This window comes from Chitinophaga sp. W3I9, from assembly GCF_050434025.1.
Taxonomy (GTDB): domain Bacteria; phylum Bacteroidota; class Bacteroidia; order Chitinophagales; family Chitinophagaceae; genus Chitinophaga.
On record NZ_JBNPWC010000001.1, the window covers coordinates 7,705,118 to 7,729,664 of the forward strand.

At 46.4% G+C, this 24,547-nt stretch carries 13 protein-coding genes; 3 read left to right on the forward strand and 10 right to left on the reverse strand.

What is annotated here, in order from left to right; genetic code table 11:
* Window positions 1-28 precede the first annotated feature (28 nt).
* Window positions 29-1,711 (reverse strand): RagB/SusD family nutrient uptake outer membrane protein, encoded by a 1,683-nt coding sequence (locus QFZ51_RS31335; protein ID WP_429051510.1) that lies wholly within the window; start codon window positions 1,709-1,711, stop codon window positions 29-31.
* Window positions 1,712-1,722: 11 nt separating this feature from the next.
* Complete coding sequence (locus QFZ51_RS31340; protein ID WP_429051512.1) at window positions 1,723-4,905, reverse strand: SusC/RagA family TonB-linked outer membrane protein; 3,183 nt, start codon at window positions 4,903-4,905, stop codon at window positions 1,723-1,725.
* 457 nt (window positions 4,906-5,362) lie between these two features.
* On the opposite strand from QFZ51_RS31340, the gene QFZ51_RS31345 reads away from it, so the two are divergent.
* Complete coding sequence (locus tag QFZ51_RS31345; protein WP_429051514.1) at window positions 5,363-6,391, forward strand: aldo/keto reductase; 1,029 nt, start codon at window positions 5,363-5,365, stop codon at window positions 6,389-6,391.
* 46 nt (window positions 6,392-6,437) lie between these two features.
* Here QFZ51_RS31345 and QFZ51_RS31350 read toward each other — a convergent pair whose 3' ends face one another.
* Window positions 6,438-7,079: a hypothetical protein gene (locus tag QFZ51_RS31350; protein ID WP_429051516.1), complete on the reverse strand. Its 642-nt coding sequence runs from the start codon at window positions 7,077-7,079 to the stop codon at window positions 6,438-6,440.
* Between the two features lie 20 nt (window positions 7,080-7,099).
* Complete coding sequence (locus tag QFZ51_RS31355; protein WP_429051518.1) at window positions 7,100-8,227, reverse strand: tetratricopeptide repeat protein; 1,128 nt, start codon at window positions 8,225-8,227, stop codon at window positions 7,100-7,102.
* 693 nt (window positions 8,228-8,920) lie between these two features.
* Between QFZ51_RS31355 and QFZ51_RS31360 the strand changes: the two genes are divergently transcribed.
* Complete coding sequence (locus tag QFZ51_RS31360) at window positions 8,921-12,154, forward strand: SusC/RagA family TonB-linked outer membrane protein (protein ID WP_429051520.1); 3,234 nt, start codon at window positions 8,921-8,923, stop codon at window positions 12,152-12,154.
* 15 nt (window positions 12,155-12,169) lie between these two features.
* Window positions 12,170-13,696 carry a RagB/SusD family nutrient uptake outer membrane protein gene (locus QFZ51_RS31365; RefSeq protein WP_429051521.1) on the forward strand — a complete coding sequence of 509 codons (1,527 nt, stop codon included), beginning with the start codon at window positions 12,170-12,172 and terminating at the stop codon, window positions 13,694-13,696.
* Window positions 13,697-13,767: 71 nt separating this feature from the next.
* Here QFZ51_RS31365 and QFZ51_RS31370 read toward each other — a convergent pair whose 3' ends face one another.
* The 6 genes from QFZ51_RS31370 to QFZ51_RS31395 form a co-directional block, all read right to left on the reverse strand.
* Complete coding sequence (locus tag QFZ51_RS31370; protein ID WP_429051522.1) at window positions 13,768-14,676, reverse strand: DKNYY domain-containing protein; 909 nt, start codon at window positions 14,674-14,676, stop codon at window positions 13,768-13,770.
* Between the two features lie 118 nt (window positions 14,677-14,794).
* Window positions 14,795-16,318, reverse strand: coding sequence for an L-piperidine-6-carboxylate dehydrogenase (gene amaB / locus QFZ51_RS31375; protein WP_429051524.1), 1,524 nt, complete (start codon window positions 16,316-16,318; stop codon window positions 14,795-14,797).
* The gene (locus QFZ51_RS31380) at window positions 16,318-17,211 is read right to left on the reverse strand and encodes a DUF1338 domain-containing protein (protein WP_429051525.1); all 894 of its coding nucleotides are present in this window, start codon (window positions 17,209-17,211) and stop codon (window positions 16,318-16,320) included. The genes amaB and QFZ51_RS31380 overlap by 1 nt, the downstream gene beginning before the upstream one ends.
* Before the next feature lie 17 nt (window positions 17,212-17,228).
* Entirely contained in the window at window positions 17,229-19,520 is a 2,292-nt protein-coding gene (locus tag QFZ51_RS31385; RefSeq protein ID WP_429051526.1) for an aminotransferase class III-fold pyridoxal phosphate-dependent enzyme, read from the reverse strand.
* A gap of 4 nt (window positions 19,521-19,524) precedes the next feature.
* Window positions 19,525-21,414 carry an MGH1-like glycoside hydrolase domain-containing protein gene (locus tag QFZ51_RS31390; protein WP_429051528.1) on the reverse strand — a complete coding sequence of 630 codons (1,890 nt, stop codon included), beginning with the start codon at window positions 21,412-21,414 and terminating at the stop codon, window positions 19,525-19,527.
* A gap of 5 nt (window positions 21,415-21,419) precedes the next feature.
* Entirely contained in the window at window positions 21,420-24,512 is a 3,093-nt protein-coding gene (locus QFZ51_RS31395; RefSeq protein ID WP_429051529.1) for a glycoside hydrolase family 2 TIM barrel-domain containing protein, read from the reverse strand.
* Window positions 24,513-24,547 lie beyond the last annotated feature (35 nt).

The window sequence follows — 24,547 nt, forward strand, 5'->3', positions numbered from 1 at the left end:
TATTATTTTTTGTAAAAAGCGTATAGGCCTACTTGTTATAATAATCTACTGCCGGTTTCTTCAGATTGGGCGCCTGGCTTAGTTCTGCTGCAGGTATCGGAATCAGGAAGTTGCCATCGTTGGCAATAATTTTCCGGAAGGATGCCCAGGATGTTTTCACACATTTCCATGATGTAGGATCAGGCATTTTATCCGGCGCGGTGGCAAACAAGCCCCTGTCCTGCGAGTTTAAGATGGCGTATGCTTTTGCTTTATTGTAATAGTGAAGAGCTACCAGGTCGTACCAGGCCATTCCTTCCATGGCAAACTCGACGATGCGTTCGTTAAAGATCACATCTGCGGTAAGTGGTTTTTCAAAACGGGGTAAGCCTGCGCGGGTATGCACGGCGTTAAAATACTCCAGTGCAGTGGCATCTGTAGTACTGGCGCTGTTACCCAGTACCGCTTCCGCGTAAATCAGGTATATTTCAGACAACCGCATCATGTAGGTATCGTTACCATAGTTTTGTTGCGCCGACTGTCCACCTACATCGGCGGCCCTGCCGGTTACATATTTCTTGATGCAGAGGAAATTGTTATCACCGGTGTTATAAGGGTAAATTAATTTAGGTGTGGTACCATCTGCGAGCTTCTCTGTAATTTCCGGGTAGTATGCGCCCGGCATAAAAAAGGTGGCTTTCAGTCTTTGGTCCAGCGTTCTGCCGCTGATGAGCGTATCGCCGGAGTTCACGAAGCCTTCATACTTGCTGATCATCCACCAGGTGGCGCTTTTATCGCCGCCCCAGCCATCGCCGTTGCACATTTTGCTATCGTAGTTCAGATCGGACGGAGAAGCATTGGAGGCGCCCCAGTCGCCCGGTGCGTATACCCATTGCAGTGAGAACATGGATTCTGTGTTGTTGTCATAAGGAAAGAGGAAGAGGTCGTAGTAACTCCTCAGCAATGAATATTTACTTTTTGTGATGACCTGTTGAGAGAAGTATTTGGCGCTGTCGAGGTCCGATTGATTACGGGCGCCGGAACCGTTTGCTCCTAACCCGGACCTGGCCAGGTAAAAGCGGGCGAGCATACCTTGTGCGGTCCATTTTGTGATCCGGCCTTCGCGGGCTGGTACTTCCGGCAGGTCTTCCGCCACAGCACGCATTTCGCTGATCACAAATTTCCATACACTTTCTGCGGTATTTTTCCGGAGAGAAGTATCGGAAATCAACTTCAGGTTATCTTCGATAATGGGCACTTCTCCCCAGTTCATTACCAGGTATCGGTAAGCCAGCGCCCTCATAAACCGCGCTTCCGCAATAGCCATTTTTTTAGCGTTGGCAGAAACTTCCGGACCCGCATATTTATTGATATTGGAAATAGTGAGATTGGACTGGCCGATCACAATAAAGAACGACCGCCAGGACGCGCCATTGGCCGTAGTATTGGCGGTGGTGTTAAACTCCACATTGTCTTTATCATTCCATGCCGAATAAGCAGTACCCGCCCTGAAATCACCGATGCTGATAGCCGAACGGCCATTGTAATCAGACCATACTTTACTGTATAGCAAAGCGGTAGCTGCCATCAGCTGATCATCCGTTTTATAAAATCCCGCATCCACGATAGCATCTTTGGGTGGACGGCGTAAAAATTCTTTTGAACAGGCTGCCAGTAAAAACACAGATAACAGCAGTGCCCCGTGATATATATTGAATGTACCTTTTTTCATAACCAGCAATTTTAGAAATTAACGCCTAGGGCAAAAGTGTAGATGCGTGTGAGCGGATAACGTCCGAAATCAAGTCCTATAGCCTGATTCCCGGAGCTGGACTCCCTTCCCACGTAACCACCTACTTCAGGATCGTATCCGGTATAACCGGTGAGAGTAGCCAGGTTTTGCGCGCCAAAAGTTAACCTGGCGCCCCTGATTATTTTTTGCTTTGCCAGCAGGGAAGCGGGCAAGCTATAAGAGAGGGAAACATTTTTCAGTCGAAGGAAAGAACCATCTTCCACGAACCTGTCGGTGATACGGCCGTAGTTGCCGTTCGGACCACTGGATATTCTCGGGACATTTGTTCCCGGATTCGATAAGGACACATTGCCGTCTTTATCCGTTACCGGTTTAGCATAGTCCATTGCTTCTATCATCATGTTGCGGCTAAGATTGATCTGGTTGGGATTGGAGTTCACCCTTGCCAGGTAATTATATACATCATTGCCGTAAGTGCCGGTGATTAAAATACTCAGGTCAAATCCTTTATAAGAAAAGGTGTTTGTAAAGCCGCCAAATACTTTCGGATAGGGGTTGCCGATATAGGTTTGATCATTTACATCAATGATACCATCGGGCTTTCCTTGCGGACCGCTTACATCTTTGAACTTCACATCTCCTACCCAGATATTGTCCACATTGGTGGGAAGACGCTGCCCGGTGTTATCTACCGGCACGGCGCTTTTATTGATTTCGTCTACCGACTGGAAAATACCTTCCTGGATATAGCCCAGGAACAACCAGGGCGCCTGGCCCACAACAGATTGCTGCGTCCAGTTATCCAGCCACCAGGAAGTGCGGTTCAGCACACCTGCATCTGTATTGAACTTTTTGATCGTTGTTTTGAACCCCGACAGATTGAGACTGGATTCCCATTTAAAATCTTTTGTGCGGATGTTGGTGGTGTTGATCGTTACGGCCCATCCTTTATTCTCCAGGGAGCCGATGTTAACGGTCGGCGCTCCTACTGCACCGATCCCGTTGGTACCCATATACCAGGGCAGTGGAATATCCATCAGGAGGTTGTCGGTATTTTTCACATAATAGTCCGCCTCGATGCTGATCCTGTTATTCAGGAAGCCCATATTAATACCAATATTATTGGTTTGGGTAGACTCCCACTGCAACCCCGGGTTCGCATACCGGGATGTTAAAAACCCTGTACCGGTTGGTGTGGCGGCGGCCTGCATAGGCGCATAGATACCGGCGCTCCAGCCCGAGTTACCGGTGATACCGGTTTCAAATCTCAGTTTAAGGTCGCTGATAAAAGGTACCTGGAAGAAGTGTTCCCTGGAAACGCGCCATGCTGCTGAAACAGCGGAGAAGGTGCCCCAGATATTTTCATCTCCGAAGTTTGCTGATCCGTCTCTCCTGGCAGAAGCTGACAGGATATACCGGTCATCGTAATTATAATTTATTCTTCCAAGATAAGATTCCATTGCCCAGTCGCCCTGGCCACCGGAGTTGGTGGCATCGGCCGCCTCACCTGCGTTCAGATCCAGGATGTCATTGGTAAGAAACCCTTTCCTGCCACCGGTTAAATTTTTCCAGTTGGATTCCTGCGCCTCATGGCTCACCATCAGGTTAATATTATGTTTTCCAAGTTGTTTGGAGTATTCAATCAGCTGATTCCAGTTCCAGTAGGTACTTACATTGCTTCCGTTGGTAAGACTAGCCCGGTCGTTTACCGCCCAGCCAATAGAATAGGTAGGCAGGTAATTTTCTGTGTTGGCGAAGCCAAAATTGGTATTGAAAGTAGTTCTGATATAGAGATCCTTTATAGGGTTTATGCTGGCGCCGATGCCGCCGATCAACTGCCGCCTTACTGCCCTGTTGATATTCAGATTGGCAATGGCAATAGGATTCACCGGGGTAAAGATATTGGCGCCATTGGTAAGATCGCCGCCTCCCCAGGAACCGTCCATATTTTTCACGGGGATCTGCGGAGTGAGCATCAAAGCGTTAGAAATAATATTTTCCTGGCTGGTGGTGAGATTTTCCTTTGTTTGGTTGAAGCTGAGATTGGCGTTCAGTGCGATCCAGTTGCGGGGTTTATTGTCGAGGTTTAACCGGAACCCATACCTGTTAAAGCCCGAACCCAGTGCAATACCTTCCTGCTTCATGTATTCGCCGGAAAGGTAGTAGGTAGTTTTATCGGTGCCTCCGCTCAGGCTCAGCTGGTGTTTACTCATGGGAGCATTTTTGAAGAGTTCCTTTTGCCAGTCGGTACCTTTACCCAGCAGGGAAGGGTCTTTAAATTCCCCCTGGGTGTTGCCGCCTGCCAGTGCGTGGTATTCATTTACCATTTGTGCGTATTGGCGCAGGTCCATCACTTCTACATGTGGTGGCGGCGTTTGTATATTATATTGGAACATGTAGTCCATTTTAGTATCGCCGGCTTTACCTCTTTTGGTGGTTACGATCAGCACCCCGTTGGTGGCCCTGGAGCCATACAGCGCGGTAGCGGAAGGTCCCTGCAATACTTCAATATTTTCGATGTCGGCGGGGTTAAGGCCGGCCAGTGGATTGGACGAACTGGTTGACCCAAAGGAGATGGACGCGCCGGGCATCTGAACACCATCAATTACATACAACGGCTCGTTGGTACCATTAATAGAGTTCACGCCACGGATGTTCACGGAGATACCGCCACCGGGCTGACCGGAATTCTGAGTTATATACACGCCTGCGGAGCGTCCCTGTATGGCTTGTTCCAGCGTGGTATTTACTGTGCGGTCCATTTCTTTGGAGGTAATCGTAGTTTGTGCGCTGGTGAGGTTGGCCCGTTTGGCCTTGCCATAAGCCACTACCACCAGTTCGTCGAGCTTACTGGTAGCGGAAGTAAGTGGTATACGGATAACATCTTCCTCCCCTACACGGATTTCCCTGGTTTGATAACTGAGATAGGTAACGACCAATACATCTCCTTTGGCGGCTGCAATAGTGAATTCTCCGTTTAAATTACTAAGCGCCATTGTTTTGGTGCCTTTTACCAGCACGGTTGCACCGGGTAATGGCTGCGATTCACCTGTAATCACTCCCTTTACAGTACGGGATTGACTGTAAGCACGCAGGGAGCAGTTGATCATTAACAATGAATAGCAGAGGAAAAAACAGCATATGGGTTTTAACCTTGTTAGAGTTTTTTTCATTGAAGAATGATTTGGAGGTGAGGTAATAAGTGTTTCATAACGTTTGTTTTAAACATACTGACGGTATCTGGTTGATATAAAAAGTGGAATTCTTAAGATGGAAATTGTTCTTGTACAGGTCCTTTTTATGGCATCATACGGTGCATCATAAAAGTGGTATAGGCCAATTTTACAAATCATAACGTCTGGAATTCATGATGAAGCTATCGTTCTTTCGTAAGAATCCATATCAGCTTTGATAACGATTATAACACAAATGTTAACCAGTGCTAACAAGCTTTAAATCAACCATTTATGTAAAAAGTATTTAAAAAAATGGTAGTCTGCAGGGTCAGAAAAATACTACTATTGATAAATAAGTATTAACAATAGTAGTATCAGGGAATAAATTTTCCGGCGATATTTGTTATTCTTTTCGATGGCTTAACCATATTTTGAACCAACAATTAAGTTTCTTATGAAATACACTACCCTGGGAAATACCGGATTGATTGTTTCCAGATTATCCTTTGGCGCCATGACCTTTGGCAGCGATCCATCTATGCCTACTATATATAAGGTATCAGATGAGGAAGCGCGTAAAATGATTGACACATCGCTGGCTGCCGGCATAAACTTCTTTGATACTGCCGACGGGTATGCCGGTGGCCAGTCGGAAGTAATGCTTGGCAAATTGCTGGCCAGCCGCCGGCATGAAGTGGTGATTGCCACCAAAGTAGGATTCCGGAATGGTGCGCCTATTACGCAGTCGGGGCTTTCCCGCAGGCATATCCTGTACTCCTGCGATCAGAGCCTGAAGCGACTGGGTACCGACTATATTGACTTGTACATTGTTCACCGGGAAGACCCGGTAACGCCACTGGAAGAAACCCTGGCTACGCTGGATGGGTTGGTAAAAAGCGGGAAGGTGCGGTACATCGGGTTCTCCAACTGGTCGGTATGGAAATCGGCGCTTGCCTGGCAGATGCAGCGCGACAATAATTGGGCTACCTTTTGCAATGGCCAGATGAACTACACCCTTGTTGGCCGTGATGTGGAATACGATGTGGTACCGTTTATGCAACAGGCAGGAATAGGCATGACGGTTTGGGGACCACTGGCTGGCGGATTCCTGAGTGGCAAATACACCCGGGAAAATCTGAAAGAAGAAGGGAACCGCCTTTCCGGCTTTGATATCATTCCGTTCGACAAAGAAAAAGGGTTTGTCCTGGTAGACCGGATGAAAGAAATTGCGGCGGCACATAACGCCACGGTGGCACAAATATCATTGGCCTGGCTGCTCACCAAACCGGTAGTGTCCAGCGTACTGATTGGCGCATCCAAAGTGCAGCAGCTGGAAGACAACCTGAAAGCAGCGTCCATTGAGCTCTCTGTTGCGGAAGTGGAATTACTGGACAGTCTCACGGCTCCTGGGCCGTTATATCCGCACTGGTTTAACCATAACCTGGCAGATCCTCAGCATGTGGCAGCGGGGTTGATTAAATGATTAAGACGAAGACTTTGAGACTCGTTTAAGGCGCTGAGGCTGGCCATTACTTTTGGTCAGCCTCTTCATTTCTTAACCGTTCGTTCCATATCTCTTCCATTACTTTTCCTATTTTCTTAAACTCTTCTTCTGAGAATTCATCTGTTTTGGCATTATTGCACCAGTAACAGCAAAGCACCAGGTTCCCTTCTTCATAAGGTTGGAATGGATTGATCCTGTCCACCTCCAGTGTTTTTCCTCTTGTGATGAAACGTTTGGTCTTTATTTTCTTGTGGCTTCTCAGTAGATCAATTTCAGCTTCCGTAATGTTACAGTAGTGGCATTTCCTCTGTATATTATTATAAATCTCACTGAACTTTTCTATGGAGAGAAAACAGTTATTTTCAAAATGTTGTCGCAGGGATTGAAGTTCCGGCGGGTGATTGTTATACCAGTTTATGTATAGTTTGTCCAGTTCCCCGATGGTAAGAGATTGGCCTTCCGGTACTTTCTCAACAGATGTTAGCTGGTAACAGGAAGCATATAGATCATATAATCCAGGTTCTATTATAAGTTGCTTAATATCGTTTACTTCCGGATTCGCTATTGCATGTTGGAAAAAATAGAACAACCGGATTTCTATATAATTATTAAAAGCGCGCTTGCGGATACTGTTATATCTCTTGAGGATAGTGTCCTGGGATGTCATAGTCCAATAGATATGAGTTCTTATTTACTTTCAGCCACCGTTTTGTATTTCTTCTCCAAAATATTAACTACCGCATTTTTCAAATCATCATACTTAAAGTTATCATTAAACCCGATGCCATAGTTTAAATGCGTTCCTCCCTGAGAACCACAAAGGATATACTTCGGTCCTCCCATCTCTACAGAAATAGGTGAATACTCCGTTTGTATAGTGAAGTCTACATTTCCAATGGAATCCAGCACATAAAAAATCTGCTTATTGAAAATCCCTTGTTTAGGCCCTTCTTCATATCGCTCAAAAGCCTGGATGGATTTGCCTTTCCACTTAAACTGATCAAAGCAGAACATATCTTCCATATTTTCTTTCAGCAGTCCTTGTTTGTGGGCATCATATAAACTGGCCCTATAAAACTTTGCCTTTTCATAGGTTTTATTATGATAATACACCTGGATCAGTTTTGCATAAGCATGAAAGTCGGATGAATCGGATTTTATCACTGCAAGAAAAGCCGTTTCCGCTTTATCATAGTTGCCGCTTAAAGATTCGATCTGGCCGATGTTAAACCACGACTTCGTATATCCCTCGCTTCCATGGGGAAGCTTCGATGTATTATTATAAAGTGCTTCCAGCGCTTTCGACTCCTGGTGCAGATTAAAGTATACCTGGGGAACCATTAAAAACGGACGTTCGCCGGGAGCTTTCTTTTCCGTTGCCATTTTATAATTTTCAAGGGCCGATTCATACAGGTGGAGGTTGTAGTATGCATCTCCCAATCCGCTGTAATACTCTGCAGTATCTGGTTTCAATGCAATAGCCGCCTTGAAGCATTTAATCGACTGATCAAACTGCTGCATGTAATTCAGTGTAGATCCTTTTATAAAATATGCCCGGTGATCATTCGCATTTCTATCAATAGAAAGATCCATAAATTTCAGGCAGCTGTCATCTTGCTGCTTCATAAAATACGCATATCCTACGTAGTATAATGCTGCTGCTGACAGGTGCTCCTGTGCCGGGGCATACTGCGCGACAATTGCATCAAATTGCTTGTCGGTGGTTAATTTTTGTAATGAGGGAAGAGTAGTATCCTGGGCGAAGGAAGATACTACCAGGAGACTAAACATTATTGTTAAGAGTATCTTGTTCATAGATAGCGCTAAATTTGAGCGGATACTAATATAGGCAAAAGGGTTAAAACAATACTTCCTGCGGAATTCTTTGCGTCAATAAAGTGCACTCTCAAAAAAAAATTATAAAAAGAAAAAGTTTTATTTATTTTTACGGCAGGAGCACATCAATTACAACAAAACTATGCCCGATGGAAGGTGGCCATGCCGGCCCTTCTATACCTTTAGAATTTATTGCGTGAGCACTGAAGTTATAGTAACCCGTTTCGGTAGTAAAACCAAAGTCTAACCTAAATTACAGCAGTACTATGGCGATTTTATCCTGAGTTAAAAGTCAAAATATTTTATCTAAACAGCTAAATGCTAAGACGGATGTCTTAGAAATGATAACTTATTGTACAAGTCTAAATCTAAACAACGCCTTTAGGGGCGGCCTATTTGCTTATATGAGAACTAAAATCCAAAATCTGAATAAGGGCTACTGAGGCGGCGCTTTAGTAGTACATATTCGCTTACGAGATAAAATTCAAGCTGAATTTTTTAAGAGATGTTTTAAAGGCCGGCGCCTTTAGCGTTATTCTTGCGCGCAGTAAATCCAGTTTGAAACAAACCTGCATATCTCCTGATATGTGCGGCTGGCAGGGCTATGGGTATACTACAGCTGTAATCCTTTCTATGTCTGAGTTTTCTTTCTATATCTAAATCTAAATTTTCATGAGAAAAAGTTTACTTGTTTTTTTCCTGTTGAGCATGCTGCAAACTGTTGCAGTATTTGCACAGGAAAAAAGAATTACCGGTAAAGTTACCAACACCGCCGATGGAAGCGGTATTCCCGGCACTTCGGTAGTAATCCAGGGTACACCCGTGGGAACCCAAACCGATGCAAATGGTAATTACAGTATTAATGTACCTGCCGGCAAAGTGTTATCGTTCCGCTCCATAGGCTTTGCGATAAAAAATGTTACGGTAGGCGCCTCAGATATTATCAACGTGACACTCGCCGTGCAACGTGATGATCTGAACGAGGTGATTGTAGTCGCTTATGGTAATGCAAAGAAAGAATCGCTGACAGGTTCTGTAGCTGCAATTAAGGCGAAAGACATCGAAAAACGCCCGGTTTCCAATGCGCTGAGTGTGTTGGAAGGTAGTGCAGGTATTCAGGTTAATAACACTACAGGAACACCGGGTGCACTGCCCAGTATCCGCATCCGCGGGTTTAGTTCCGTAAACGGTGATAACACTCCGTTGTATGTTATCGATGGCGTGCCTTTTTCCGGCAATGTAACGGATATCAATCCGGCAGACATAGAATCTGTTTCTGTATTGAAAGACGCTGCAGCCGGCGCCTTATATGGCAACAAGGCATCTAACGGTGTTATTATTATGACCACAAAAAGGGCTTCCAAAGCCAGCGATGGCAATGTAAACCTGGTTATGAACCAAGGCGTATACACCCGTGGTATCAAAGAATATAAGGTACTGAGCGCTAACGAGTTTATGGAAACCATGTGGAAGGGTTACAGAAACAACCTGATGTCTACCAACCCTACCGGCTATCCGACGAAAGAAGCGGCCGGTGCAAAGGCCACCAGCAGCTTGATTTCTGACTATTTATACCTGAACATCTACAACAAACCAGACGACCAGCTATTTGATGCCAACGGCAAACTGGTTGGTGATGCCAGGATAAAATCCGGCTACGCCAATGACCTGAACTGGTTCGATGGTGTGGAAAGAACCGGCTTCCGCCAGGAATACTCACTCAATGGTAGTGCAAGCAATAAAAAAAGTAATCTCTACTATTCCGCCGGATATCTTGATGAAGACGGATATGTGATAAATACCGGTTATAAAAGATTCACCGGCAGGATTAACGCTGATATACAGGCGAAAGACTGGTTTAAATACGGATTTAATCTCGCTGGTTCTCATCAGAATACCAGTAATATTTCCGCTACTTCAACAAGTGCGTCTTCCTATGCCAACCCTTTCATGTATGCCAGGGGCATAGCACCTATCTATCCTGTGCACCTACACGACAAAGCTACCGGTGAACTAGTGCTGGATGATGCCGGTAAGGAACAATATGATGATGGTTCTACCAGCCGTAATCAATTTATTGGCCGTCATACTACCTGGGAAAATGAACTGAATAAAGACCTGGTATATAGAAATACAGTAAATGGCCAGGTGTTCCTGGACTTTAAATTACCTAAAGACTTTACGTTCACCGTGAAGGGCGACCTCAACGTCCGCAACAGTGATACCCAGACTTACGATAACGCCATCATTGGTGATGGCGCAGGTAACCAGGGTCGCGCCTCCCGAACCAACTACCGCTATAAAAATTACACTGCCCAGCAAATGCTGAACTGGGGTAAATCTTATGGCTTTCATACAGTAGATGCGTTGGTAGGTCATGAAAACTATTACGACAACTATAACTATCTGTATGGATATAAAACGACTGAAACGTTTGCGAATGCAACCGAATTAGTAAACTTTACCAACATCACTGATCTCACCGACTACCAGGTAAACTACAGATCCGAAGGATACTTCGCACGCGCACGCTATAACTACGATGAAAAGTATTTCCTGGATGGTTCATTCAGAAGAGATGGTTCTTCCAAGTTCTATAAAGATAACCGCTGGGGTAATTTCTGGTCATTAGGTGGTAGCTGGCTCTTGTCTAAAGAAAAGTTCTTTACCGGCCTTTCCCGATATGCGGATTATGCAAAGCTCCGTGCTTCTTACGGTCAGGTAGGTAACGACGTAAGCGCCGCCACCTACGCATACATGGCATTGTATACCATTGATCAGAATAACAATCTTGCTGCGTTATATAAAACGCAAAACGAAGCACTTGATCTGCAATGGGAAACCTCTTCTTCCATTTCTGCTGCTTTGGAAACACGTTTGTTCAACAGGGCCAACTTCACTGTTGAGTATTTTGATAAACGTTCACAAAACTTGTTATTTGATGTAAGCTTACCATTATCTGCCGGTGGTACTTCTAATACGGTAGCCGAGTCTGTTATTACAAAAAACCTGGGTACGGTTTCCAATAAAGGGTTTGAGCTGTCGTTAGATGTTGATGTAATCAGGAAGAGAGATTTTAAATGGAATGTTGGCGTAAATGCCACTTTCCTGAAAAATAAAATTGTTTCCTTACCGGAGCAAAACCGGGCCAATGGGATTATCAACGGAAATTATAAATACATGGAAGGACATGGCATTTATGACTTCTGGACATACCAGTACGCCGGCGTGGATCAAATGACCGGCAGCGCTTTGTACCTGGCGGATAATGAAAACTTCGATCCGAAAGATGTAAATGGCGCACACTACAAATATCTTGTGAATATCAACGGCGTTGACTATACCACCTACACCACTTACGCAAAACGTGATTGGTCAGGCAGTGCCATCCCGGATGTTTTTGGTAGCTTCTCCACCGGCCTTACCTACAAAGATCTCACCTTGTCGGGCATCTTCACTTATTCCCTGGGAGGTAAAGTTTATGATGATTCCTACCTGGATCTGATGACTATGTCGGGTACTGTAGGCCAGATGCATAAAGATGTACTAAAATCATGGGATGGAGTTCCTTCCGGCATCACAGAAACTTCTTCCAACCGTATTGACCCTAAAGGCGTTCCTGTAATGGATTTCTCCAAAAGTAATTATAGCAACGCTATGTCAACCCGGTTTCTCCAGAATGGCTCTTACTTCGTAGTGAAGAATATTGCTTTGGCTTACCAGGTACCTTCTTCTTTACTACAGAAAATAGACATCAGATCTGCCAGATTTACTTTGAGTGTTGAAAACCTGGTGACGCTTACAAAACTGCAAGGCATGAATCCGCAGCAGTCGTTTAACGGAAGAAGCCTAAACGCTTTTGTAACGCCACGTGTAATATCTCTTGGTGTTAATATTGGTTTATAATTAAAAAGAAGAAAGATGAATAAGATATATAATATAGGTTTGTTGTTTATTGTACTGCTTGCAGGCTCTTGTAAAAAGGATTACCTGGATACCGAACCTACCAGCTCAACCGGTACTTCTACTGCATTTGAATCAACGGAAAATGCAAAATTAGCCGTTAACGGCCTGGCCAAAATGATGACGGTGCAGTACCTGTCTTCCCAGGGATTCAACGGGGAAGGAACGATTAAAATGTACTATGGCAACTATCCTGGCAACAATTTTTATGTAAACCTGCCGGGCTGGGCCACGCTTATCAATGGTACTATCAACGAAAATGTAAGTAGCATTTATGACTACTATCCGTGGTACTACTATTACAAAGTAATTGGCAATGCCAACGCCATCATTTTTTACATTGATGCCGCAAAGGGATCAGAAGCTGATAAAAATTTCATCAAAGCACAGGCGTTAACCTACAGGGCCTACTGCTATACTATGCTGGCACAGTTATATGGTAACAGATGGAGCGATTCCAATAACGGCGCAACTCCGGGCCTTGTGCTGAGAACGGACCTCTCCAATGGCGACCTCGAAAGGTCTTCGCTGGGAGCTACCTATAGCCTTATCTACAGTGACCTGGATAAAGCGATCGAATTGTTCACGGCCGCTGGTAAATCCAGGTCGAAGAATTTTGAAATGGATATCAATGTGGCGTATGCAGTTTATGCCCGTGCAGCACTCACACGCCAGGACTATCCGAAAGCAGAGGCTTTTGCTGTTAAAGCCCGCACCGGATATCCTTTGATGTCTGTAGCTGACTACAAAGCAGGCTTCTCTACTCCAAACAGCGAATGGTTATGGAGCAGCTATGGCGCGTCAGATGAAACTTTATACTATTACTCTTACCAGTCATACATCGCATACAATTCCAGCGCTTCTGCAGTCAGAACTTATCCTAAGTGTATCAGCAAAGAATTGTATAATAAAATCCCCGCTACGGATATCCGCAAAAACCTGTTCCTTGATCCCAAAACAGATCCTTATACCACTGCCACAGGCGCCGCCAGCGCAGCATTGAAAGCCCGTGCTTTCCAGCTGTTCCCGGATATCTACAGCACGTCAAACGTATACGCCTATATGCAGTTTAAAGTGAAAGCGAATGACCAGCCCGGCGTTGGCAATGTGAATCACTTCCGCTCTTCCGAAATGTATCTGATTGAAGCAGAAGCTAAATATTACCAGAATAAGCCGGCAGCCGAAGTTCAGCAGGTACTTGTTGACTTAACCAAAAACTCGGGACGTGACGCAAGCTACACCTGCACCAAAACAGGTACAGATCTGCTAAATGAAATCAAAACATACCGCGCTATTGAGCTGTGGGGAGAAGGTTTCGATTGGTTTGATATGAAACGTTGGGGAGATCCTATTGTAAGACGCGATTACGCCAACGGTGGTAACTTTATAACTTCTTTGGCTATTACCATCACTCCTGAAAGTAATAACAAATGGACCTGGAAAGTTCCGTTGAAAGAATCAGATTATAATGGTGCTTTAGAATAGTATTCAATCAATCAAAAAATGGGCTGCAGGTAATTTACCCGCAGCCCATTTTTAATTTTATAATGGAGAAATTAGTCGGTTTCCTCACACATCTTCAGGTAACGCCGGTGATTGGCCGGTTCAATATCAACCTTGCTGAATATTTCCTTTGCCACTTCAAATGCAGTCAGGGAAGATGACATTTTTTCTCCCTTAAAATAATAATCCTTCTTATCCCTGGCAAAGGCTTTATATACCGAGTGTACTTTAAAAGAGGCATAGTCTGCTACTATTGGGTCGAGGCTGTATGTATAGTGGTAAACCTTTTTCCCATCAGTTATATACTTAGATCCTGCGTACACTTTCATACTTCCGGGCTTCACTTTATGGATCGGGAAGATCTGATAATAGAGTGTATCGCCATTCAGGAGATATCCGCCGCCGATTAACGTAATATTTTTTTCCACCAGATCAGTAGGAATAACATTCGTTCTGTCGTACATATCCCTCATCATCACGTATATTTTCTTCCCGTCTCTCAACAGGTAACTCCCGCTGATGGAATCCAATACAGTTATTACGCCAAATGTTTTCCGGTCCATTACGGTCACATCATCCACATAGTCGCCAACGGGTCCGAAGTTGGGCATAAAGTAAATGTTCTTTTCATCGGCGCCTATCACTGATTTGAGTTTAGGGAAAAGATTAAATTCGGGATATAGGCTATTGCGGCCCAGGCAGAAAAAAGATGCGGCATCAGCTTCCTTTACGATGCTTGTATAGAAATAAACCTGGAACTTATCTTTTGAAAAAGCCCCGCCCAGGTACTTAAAGGAAGCAATATCCCTGGGTTTCAGCGTTTGACTGCGGTTACCCCGGAGACCGAAGGCGCTTGTGCTGTGAAAGGTCACTTCTGTATCTCCCACATCTACTGTAAGATTGGATTGTGCAAAGAGGCAGGCGGGTATACAACAAAGCAGAAAAGTAAGGTAACGGAACATAGATTGATGTTTACGGGGGTTAATTTTATGCAGTAAATATAGTGGTTTCTTCCGTTTTCCATAGACAAGAAAGGGGGCATGCTTTACAGCATAGCCCCTTCCCGTGGTATACCCTCTATCAGAGATCAAACCGGATCCCTTGTGCCAGCGGCAGATGGGTGCCGTAATTAATGGTGTTGGTTTGTCTTCTCATATAAACTTTCCATGCGTCGCTGCCGCTTTCCCTGCCACCGCCGGTTTCTTTTTCTCCGCCGAAGGCGCCTCCTATTTCTGCGCCGGAAGTACCGATGTTCACATTTGCAATCCCGCAATCGCTGCCGGAGGCAGACAGGAAGTATTCCGCCTCCCGGAGGTTCATGGTCATAATAGCGGAAGATAACCCCTGGGGCACCTCATTCTGTATAGCTACTGCCTCTTCTGTGGTTTTGTATTTCATGAGATATAGAATAGGAGCAAAAGTTTCGGTTTGTACGATGGGGTAACCAGGCAGTACTTCGGCAATACAGGGTTTCACGTAACAACCGCTTTCATAACCCGGTCCCTCCATTACGCCGCCTTCCACAACAAAACGGCCTCCCTGCTCTTTACAGGCTGCAATAGCCTCCAGGTAAGTATTTGCAGCATCCTTATCGATTAAAGGTCCCACATGATTTAACTCATCCAGGGGATTGCCAATCCTGAGCTGGCCGTAGGCACGTACCAATAGTTCCGTGAAACGGGTGTATATCTCTTCATGGATGATCAGCCGCCGGGTGGTGGTGCAGCGCTGCCCGGCAGTACCCACGGCGCCAAATACGCTGCCGGTAAGTGCCATATCCAGGTCAGCATCTTTAGAAATTATGATGGCATTATTCCCGCCAAGCTCCAGCAGGCAACGTCCAAACCTGGCCGCTACGGCAACACCTACATTTCTTCCCATGAGCGTTGACCCCGTGGCTGATACAAGCGGTATTCTTACATCCGTGGACAGCAGCCTGCCGGTTTCTTTTCCACCATTGATTAAACAACTTACTCCTTCCGGCACATTATTACGCTTTAGTATTGCTGCAATAATTTTCTGACAGGCAATGGCAGATACCGGTGTTTTCTCGCTGGGCTTCCACACACATACATTCCCGCATACCATTGCCAGCATTGCATTCCAACTCCAAACGGCCACCGGAAAATTAAAAGCAGATATAATACCCGTAACCCCAAGCGGATGCCATTGCTCATACATCCGGTGCATCGGACGTTCGCTATGCATGGTAAGGCCATATAACTGGCGGCTCAGTCCTGTCGCAAAATCGCATATGTCAATCATCTCCTGTACTTCTCCCAAACCTTCCTGCAAACTTTTCCCCATTTCAAAACTTACCAGGCTGCCCAGTGCCTGTTTCTTTTGGCGAAGCGCCTCCCCTATCTGCCGTACTATTTCGCCGCGTTGCGGCGCAGGTACGGTACGCCAATACGCAAAGGCTTTTACCGCAGTATTGATCACCGAGTCGTAATCAGTTTCATCAGCCGTCGTAACAGTAGCAATCAGTTGCCCGTTTACAGGAGAATACGACGCGAGATCTCCGCCGCTGCCGTTCAGCCAGTTCATACCGGTGCTAACGCCGGAATTGTGCGGCATTATACCTAACTCCTTTAGAAATTCCATTATTTTTTATTGGTTTGAGATGAATACGTGCTTTCGAATATTTTGTTGGCATTGGCTGCTTCAAAGCCCTCCCGGCGATGTTCCCTTTTTATGGCTGTAACATCCAGATGCCGGAAAGCAGGCAACACGCGGCGCTCCGCGAATTCCACATACGAACCGGAGATCGCGTGCTTCCCGCCATCTGCAAATGCCGCTGTTATCATACCCGCTACAGTGGAGCTTTGCAGCAAAAGGCCATCCGGACTTTTCTTGAACTTGCCGCCAGCATCATTAAGCACGAAGCCATGTTTTTCAAGAAACCGGTTGAACGCTGTAATGTCATTATAGCCAGGCTTCAGGTTGTGTACACTAATGGTAAAATGATTGAGATAATAACGGTTGTAAATAGTCCATGAAGCATATTCACTTTCTTTCGCTAATGTTGAAAAATCGCTGTAAGCAGGTAGTCGCCAAAGACCGCTGTGGAGAAAATCATCTACTGCAGCGGCATCGTTCAGATCCAGTTGCAGTACAGGATCCGCCGTAACTTCATCTGTATAATGGTGTATAATATGTTGAGCTTCGGGAGAAAGGTCTTTTACCCGGAGCTCACTGATAAAGATGCGGGGCAAAGAAGGCGCTGGCGGGGCATACCAGTAAGCGTCGAGTTTCTTTTCAGCGAAATAGTAATAATCCCTTTTGACATATCCATGGTGCAGGAATATTTTCTCCAGTGATTGGATGCCCAGGTGGGGCACGCCAATTGTCCGGAATGCGATGTGATCATTTTCAATTTCATTTGCATGTTGTATCAGTCCTTCTTCCATCATGGCTGATATTACTTTTTCCACATCCGGCATCCGTTCTTTATAACGGCGCATCAGGCCGTCCAGTATCAATTGCAGGTTACTCATACCTGTTATATTTTAAGTTAAAGATTGGATAATACTTCATCAAGATGATGCACCATATCGGCGGCGTTTTCCTTACTGAACACCAATGGCGGTTTTATTTTCAACACATTGTATAACGGTCCGTCGGTGCTGAGCAGAAACCCTCTTTCCTTCATTTCTTCCACTACCTTGTTGATCTCATCCACAGCGGGTTCCATAGAATTCCTGTTTTTCACCATCTCTGCCCCCACAAATAAACCGTGTCCTCTTACATCGCTGATAATGGTGTGTTTATTCATTAAACCACGCAAGCCTTCCATGAGGTAATTGCCTGTTTCCAGCGCGTGCTGCTGCAAATCTTCAGATTGTATTACGTCCAGTACTGCCCTGCCGGTAACCATTGAAACGGGGTTCCCGCCAAACGTATTAAAATACTCCATACCGTTGTTAAATGCGGCGGCTATTTCTTTGGTAACCACCACGGCAGCCAGTGGATGACCGTTGCCGATAGGTTTTCCCAACACTACAATATCAGGTTCCACCTGCTGCAGCTCAAATCCCCAGAACTTCTCTCCTACCCGTCCGAAGCCTACCTGCACTTCATCTGCAATGCATACGCCACCTGCTTCACGCACATGCCGGTATACTGCTTCCAGGTAATGATCCGGTAAAGGGATTTGCCCACCTACACCCAACAATGTTTCACAGATAAAGGCCGCTACCTTGCCCGGGTTCTCCGTAAGAATAGTTTGTACATCCTGCGCATATTTAACGCCTGCTTCCGGATCGTTGTACCGGTATGCTCCACGGTATAAATCGGGAGAGATGGCTTTGTGGATATAAGGCATTTGCCCGGAGCCGCCTTTGCCATCAAACTTGTAAGGGCTCATTTCCATTGCAACAGTAGACGTGCCATGATAAGCATGATCCAGCACCACCACATCGTTCCGGCGGGTAAAATGACGGCTCATGCGAATAGCCAGATCGTTTGCTTCACTTCCTGAATTGGTGAAGTAACATACGGAGAGCTTTGAAGGCAATGTGCGATGGATCGCTTTGGCAAACTCCACCAGGTGGTTGTTCAGGTAACGGGTATTCGTATTTAGCGTGGCAATCTGTTTCTGCATCGCTTTCACTACTACCGGGTGGCAATGCCCAACATGGCTTACATTATTTACGCAATCAATAAACGTATTTCCTTTGTCGTCGTAGAGGTATTGCAATGCACCTTTTACAATTTTTAATGGCTTGCGGTAGCTGATACTCAGGTTGGCGCCGATGAATGTTTTCCTTTCCTGCAGCAACGGACTGTAATCCTCGCCGGCATTGATAAGCAAGGACATGCCACACGCTTTCCGGAAAGTATCGGCGGCTTTCAGCGGGTTTATCCGGATCAGTTGATTCAGCAGCGACCAGGCATCCCGTTCTGTTACAAAGTGATGGCCATTGACAGAGCCGAGTGACGCCTGCCAGGCCGACTGTGTTACACTGATACAAAGCCTCGCAGCCACCAGGTAATAAATAAGATCTGTTTCCTGTTCTGTTAACGGAAAGGCGCCGTGATATCCCTGTATCACCCAGGAAGCTGCCTGTAAAGGATCTTCCGTGTTCAGCATCGCATAGGTACATGCAATAGCCACATTATTCACCAGTGCAGAATACACCATATCGCCAAGGTCTATCAAACCGCTTACTTCACCGTTTTGAACCAATACGTTGTAGTCGTTGGCATCGTTGTGGATGCTCGCATGACGAAGGGAGTCGAGCACCGGCAATACTTCTGTCTCAAAGGCAAGCAAAAAATATCCGGCCAGCCTTCTTTTTTCATGATCGCGGATGCAGTGCAGCAGGCGATTAGCGCTTGCGGCACTGCTGATATCCCAGGTGTAATGCCGGTGCAGGGCGTCGTGTTGAAAATCCTGCATCGCTTCATCTGTTTTGCCGAGGAAGCTGCCGAGACCAAGATAGAGCTCCTTGTTTTTGTGCGGTACCTGCGCCCAGCATACTCCTTCCAGCCAGGAGAGGATACGCAGGTAATATTGTTTACCATCCTTGAAGATGGGCGTAAGTTCCTGCCGGTTTTTGTTGCGGAGTATCTGCTGAAAGTTCCACGCCACGGCGCTCACTGAAAGATGTTCCAATATGCGGAGTTGCGCATCCAGGAAGGAGTAGCGCTTTTCTTCCCCCGTTATTTTGAGGATGAATTTACGGCCGGAGACATCCGTTATTTTATAATTAAATTCATCGTAGCCCTGGAGTGTTTCCACTTCTACTGCAAGCAGGTAATTCTTTTGTACCAGTTGCTTTACTTCATTTGCTGTAAATTCCATGACGTTATTTATTTTTCAGTATCATTAACAAGTGTGCGGCCGACCAGCTGAAATTCTTTGCATTCAGCCCTTTACCGGTAAGCGGGTGATAGTTTTCATATACCGGTTCGTTGGCTGTCATGCCCGCTGCATTTTCCAATAGTTGGTTTTCGAATACTGCTGCCAGACTATCATAGCCGTATTTCCGTAAACCGCTTGTACCAAAGGCAAACTGGTCCAGCCATACCGGCCCGCGCCAGTATCCTTTCATCGGATCAAAAGCAACATGATCGGCAGCCAGGGTAGGCAGCGGTATTTTCGTATTGAATTTTGCCGTGTCTTCCATTTTTTCTTTTACCCTTCTGGCCTGCTGTGAGGTGGCTACGCCAGCCCATAACGGGATCCATCCTTCCGGGCCATCCACCTGCACACAGCCATTCGCCCTGGTGTCGTAGAAGTAACCGGCATGCTCATCGTAGAACTGTGTGCGTATCCGCCGGAGCAACTTCTCCGCTTGCTGCCGGTAAGTATGTTGTTTGTTATCCAGGAGAGATGAAAGCTTTGCCAGGTACAATTTCTCTGCATAGAGATAAGTATTGAGATCCACACTTTCCTGGTTCAGCGACCATGCGCTGCTGTTGTTTTGCAGCATCACCGCGCTGTCGAAGCGTACGGCATTATCCATTCCGCTTTCCCATGCTGCGGCTATGCGGGTACCATCGGTAGCGCCGTATTCGCAGAGGCCATTCCGGTCGTGATCGCGGTTAGCATACCACCATTCATGATAGGCAATAAGTTTAGGCAGCATGTCTTTGACGAATGATTTGTCTTTTGTATGCAGATAGATTTCCCACACTGCCCAGGCGGCAAGAGGAGGTTTGGTATCCCGCCAGTTGTTTTCACGTTTATCTGCATAGATACAGTCTGCCACCATGCCGTGGTCATCCTGGTAATCGAACATGGAACGGACGTTGTCTTTCGCCAGCTGAGGAAAAAAGGTGGCGAGGCCCGCGGCCTGCTTCCAGCTGTCCCAGCTCCACACGCCATAAAAGCCCTGGTAGTTTACAGAGGGAAATACGCCGTCGTGCAGGATGTCCTTAGCGCTGCTTCGCCAGTTGGTAATAAGCGTGATGATACATTTGACTGCCAGCCTTTTTTTTATCTCTGTTAAATGAGATGCCAGGGAGAAATACCGGGAGAGATAACCATTCCATCTCGCTTCATTTTTTTTGAGCGCTGTTTTGAAGTTGTATTGAAAAGGTTGCCGCGTTTCACCGGGATAATACGCCTGCACCTGTGTTTGTTCATAACTTCCGCCGGGTTGTATCACTACATTCTTCCAAAGCGCTTTATAAGTAAAGCTGTCCGCCTGCAATGCAGTGCCCTTGGGGAATACGGTTACAAAACCGTTTACCCGCAGGGTGGAGGCCTCCGCAGTCATCCTCTTTTTTGTTTGCCCATAGTATTCCACATCCAGCATACGGGGATAGCGGGAGCTGTTGGTAATTTTTGTGTACAACAACGCTTCGCGGCTGGAAGCAAAGAGGAGCTGCTGGCATATCACCAGGCCGGCGATTTCAAATTGCTGCTGTAACAGCCCGGGATAAAACTTAATGTTGGCTTTCGCTGCCGGCAGGTTAAGCGGTACACCGTTTTCACGGACAGCTAATCTTGAGAAAGAGCCGGAAAGCCATTCTCCCTGCATATCCATCAACAAAGGGCCGATAAAGGCGCCGTTGTTTTCTTTCCCCGAGGGCAGTGCATAGGCATGCCATGCACCCATATCGCTGAATACATTGGCCTCGATACTTTCACCGGCAGGAGGCGCCGTCCGCAAATCCAACACATCAGGATAACGGTAGCGCTGCGCAGTAGCTGCCTGCACGGTGAGCAATAGTAATATCCATATTCTCATCTGCTTCATTTTATAGCGGGACGTAGCGTAAAAGAGTAACTGTAATCCTGGTAAGGCAGCAAATATTCTGCGTGTGGGGTGGCGCCCCAGCTGTTGTCGCCGCCTACGCCCATTTGTTTATAATCGATATTCCACCATACCAGATCTTCGTTCGTCATAGAGCCACCGTGGTTGTTCTCCGTTGCGTAGCGGTCAAATTCAAGATGGTCCATATTGAAATGCAATACGCCTGTGCTGATATGCGGCTGACCCTGTGCGGTCAATCCCACGCCGTTTTTGTTGGTCAGGGTTATCCAGCGCACATCCGTTCTGTAGCCGCTTTCCTGTGCACGCGGATAAGGATGAAAAAGCTGATCGGCGTTCATGCTGTATATATCAACAGCTGCAGCAGTTTGCCGGTCGGCATAATTATCAAAAGGACCGCGGCCCAGCCACTTCACCTGATCGAATGCTCCGCGCAGGATCATGCGCATACCGAATCGCGGAAGCTCCGGCATGGGATCTCTCCCGGATTTCATTGCTACGCTGATGTTTATTACTCCATCTCCCGTTACTATATACGCTGCTTTATACACTGCTTTTACCGCAGGCAGATAGTGCCAGGTGCGGATGACTACCTGTCGTTTATTTGTGGTGTCTATTTTCAGGGAATCAAGCCGGGCTGTTTGCAATACATCTTTCCATACGGCGCAGCGGATCTGCTGACTGTTACCGATGTCATTATCCGTGGCAGCACGCCAGAAGTGCGGCTCGAGGGGCGACTTCATCATCGCCTGCTGCAGCCAGTTATAAGCGCTCAGCCAGCCAGTTTTCCGGCTGAATGCCACTTCAAAATCAACCCCCGCAATTTTTATTTGCGATGGCTCTTCTTTAACCGATATTGCTTTAGTGCTTGCAGGAGCGGGCATTTCAGCCAGTGCCACAGGCAACGGGAACTGCTCCCATGCCGCGAGGTAGTGTGCAGGCACCAGTGGCGCATCGTGCCGCGTCCTCATTTCTATCATAACAAAATATTCCGCACCGGGCTTCGCTTTCAGCACCGGCAAAGGCAGTGTAATGATCTTTTCTTTATGGGGCGCCACGGAACCGGCATTCAGTTCACCTTTGGCGATCGTTTCCCCGTTTGACCTGATAACCCAGTTGAAATAAAACTGATCCAGGTCTGTAAAATCGAGGCGGTTAATAATGCGGATACTGTTTGCCGACAACGGCACGGGCTCAAAGCCTGCCGGCTGTATTACTTTTTTAAATTCAAACGCCTGTGGATGCGGCGTGCGATCGGCTGCAAACAACCCGTCAGCACAATAACTCGTATCACTGGTAAGACCTACATTACCCATATCCCGGCCATAGGCCCAGATATCCCTTCCTGCTTTATCTTTCTTTTTAAAAGTCTGATCAGAAAAATCCCAGATAAAGCCGCCCTGCAATTGCGGGTAACGATACATCAGGTCCCAGTACTCTTTCAGGTTACCGCCACCGTTGCCCATCATGTGCGCATATTCGCAAAGAATAAACGGACGGCTGCGCCACTCTCTCACGTACCCCAGCAACACACTGGTGGACTTATACATCGGGCACACGATGTCTGTAAATTCATTGTCTCCTGCCGCTTCGTATTGAACCGGGCGGGTGTTGTCTTTTGATTTAAGATACCGGTAGGTAGCTTCAAAGTTTTCACCAAAGCCGCTTTCATTTCCCAACGACCATGTAATAATGGAGCAATGATTCTTGTTGGTTTCAAACATCCTCCGGGTGCGGTGCAGATAGGCTTCTTTCCATTGCGGTTTATCGGATAATGTTTTCATCGGATCAAACGACATGCCATCGCATTCAATATTGGCTTCGTCCACCACGTAAATACCATATTCGTCGCAAAGGCGATACCATTCCGGGCTGTTGGGATAGTGACTGGCACGTACCGCATTGATGTTATACTGTTTCATCAGCCGTATATCTTCCATCATATTTTCCTGCGTGATCACCTTCCCGGTGTACATGTTATGTTCGTGCCGGTTTACGCCTTTGATCTTTACCGCCACGCCGTTTACCAGCAATAGCCCGTTCCTGATCTCTATCGTCCGGAAGCCTGTTTCATGCGCAATACATTCCACCAGCTTGCCATTTTTATCGAATTGGAAAATGAGTAGTTTATAAAGATGGGGATACTCTGCATTCCAGCTTTTTACATTGTGCAGCGTAGCATCAAAGTGATAATCTGCAGTGCCGTTCAACGTTTGCTGTTGTTGTATAACGATGTTTCCCTTGTCATCCAGCAGTTTTATTTGCAAACGCCCATGCCGTGCTGTAGAATTTAGTTGTACGTCCAGGCTAAAGATACCATTGGTGTAAGTGCTGTCCAGTCCTGCTTTTACAAAGAAATCGCGTACAGCTATTTTAGGTTGTGCAATCAGCTGCACGCTTCGTTCTATTCCGCTTAGCTTCCACATATCCTGCCCTTCCAGGTAGGTAGCGTCGCTAAAACGGAATACCTGTACGGAAATGGTGTTCTCTCCTTTCCGTAAATAATGGGTGATATCAAATTCGGCGGCAGTTTTACTGTCTTTGCTAAAGCCTAAGTACCGGCCATTGATCCAGCAATAAAAAAAGGAATTTACGGCGCCGAAGCGGAGGATTACATTCCTGCCGGCCCATTCCGCGGGAATGGTAAAGCTCCTCCGGTAGGAGCCGGTGGGATTGTCGTTCTCCGGTGGATACGGCGGATTTACGGGAACAGGATATTCCACATCCGTGAAAATAAATTTATCGAAACCTTCCGTTTGCCAGTGCGCGGGCACTTTAATATTCTTCCAGTTGCTCACGTCATAATGGTCCGCATAAAAACTATCGGGCCTTGCTGCAGGTGATGCATCTAGCCTGAACTTCCAGTTGCCATCCAGCGAAAGCAGGAATGGGGACGGGGAACCCGACATGGCAGCGGCCTCCGAGATGGCGGGTATAAACCATGCCCGCGGCGCCAGGGCGTTTTCTGTTTGTATCTCCGGGTGCTGCCAGGGCTGTGGATGCTGTTGGGAACTGGCAGTAAAAATATTGAGCCATAACAACCAAACAATCATCAATCCGGTGCTGTATTTCATTAAGTTCCTTGCTTATCTTGAAAAAAAATTACCGG

Bases quoted from the DNA above. Each gene is read 5' to 3' on its own strand.
- QFZ51_RS31380 (WP_429051525.1), bottom strand. From the start codon at position 17,211: ATGAGTAACCTGCAATTGATACTGGACGGCCTGATGCGCCGTTATAAA.
- amaB (WP_429051524.1), bottom strand. From the start codon at position 16,318: ATGGAATTTCTAAAGGAGTTAGGTATAATGCCGCACAATTCCGGCGTT.
- QFZ51_RS31365 (WP_429051521.1), top strand. From the start codon at position 12,170: ATGAATAAGATATATAATATAGGTTTGTTGTTTATTGTACTGCTTGCA.
- QFZ51_RS31355 (WP_429051518.1), bottom strand. From the start codon at position 8,227: ATGAACAAGATACTCTTAACAATAATGTTTAGTCTCCTGGTAGTATCT.
- QFZ51_RS31335 (WP_429051510.1), bottom strand. From the start codon at position 1,711: ATGAAAAAAGGTACATTCAATATATATCACGGGGCACTGCTGTTATCT.
- QFZ51_RS31385 (WP_429051526.1), bottom strand. From the start codon at position 19,520: ATGGAATTTACAGCAAATGAAGTAAAGCAACTGGTACAAAAGAATTAC.
- QFZ51_RS31345 (WP_429051514.1), top strand. From the start codon at position 5,363: ATGAAATACACTACCCTGGGAAATACCGGATTGATTGTTTCCAGATTA.
- QFZ51_RS31340 (WP_429051512.1), bottom strand. From the start codon at position 4,905: ATGAAAAAAACTCTAACAAGGTTAAAACCCATATGCTGTTTTTTCCTC.
- QFZ51_RS31360 (WP_429051520.1), top strand. From the start codon at position 8,921: ATGAGAAAAAGTTTACTTGTTTTTTTCCTGTTGAGCATGCTGCAAACT.
- QFZ51_RS31390 (WP_429051528.1), bottom strand. From the start codon at position 21,414: ATGAGAATATGGATATTACTATTGCTCACCGTGCAGGCAGCTACTGCG.
- QFZ51_RS31395 (WP_429051529.1), bottom strand. From the start codon at position 24,512: ATGAAATACAGCACCGGATTGATGATTGTTTGGTTGTTATGGCTCAAT.
- QFZ51_RS31350 (WP_429051516.1), bottom strand. From the start codon at position 7,079: ATGACATCCCAGGACACTATCCTCAAGAGATATAACAGTATCCGCAAG.
- QFZ51_RS31370 (WP_429051522.1), bottom strand. From the start codon at position 14,676: ATGTTCCGTTACCTTACTTTTCTGCTTTGTTGTATACCCGCCTGCCTC.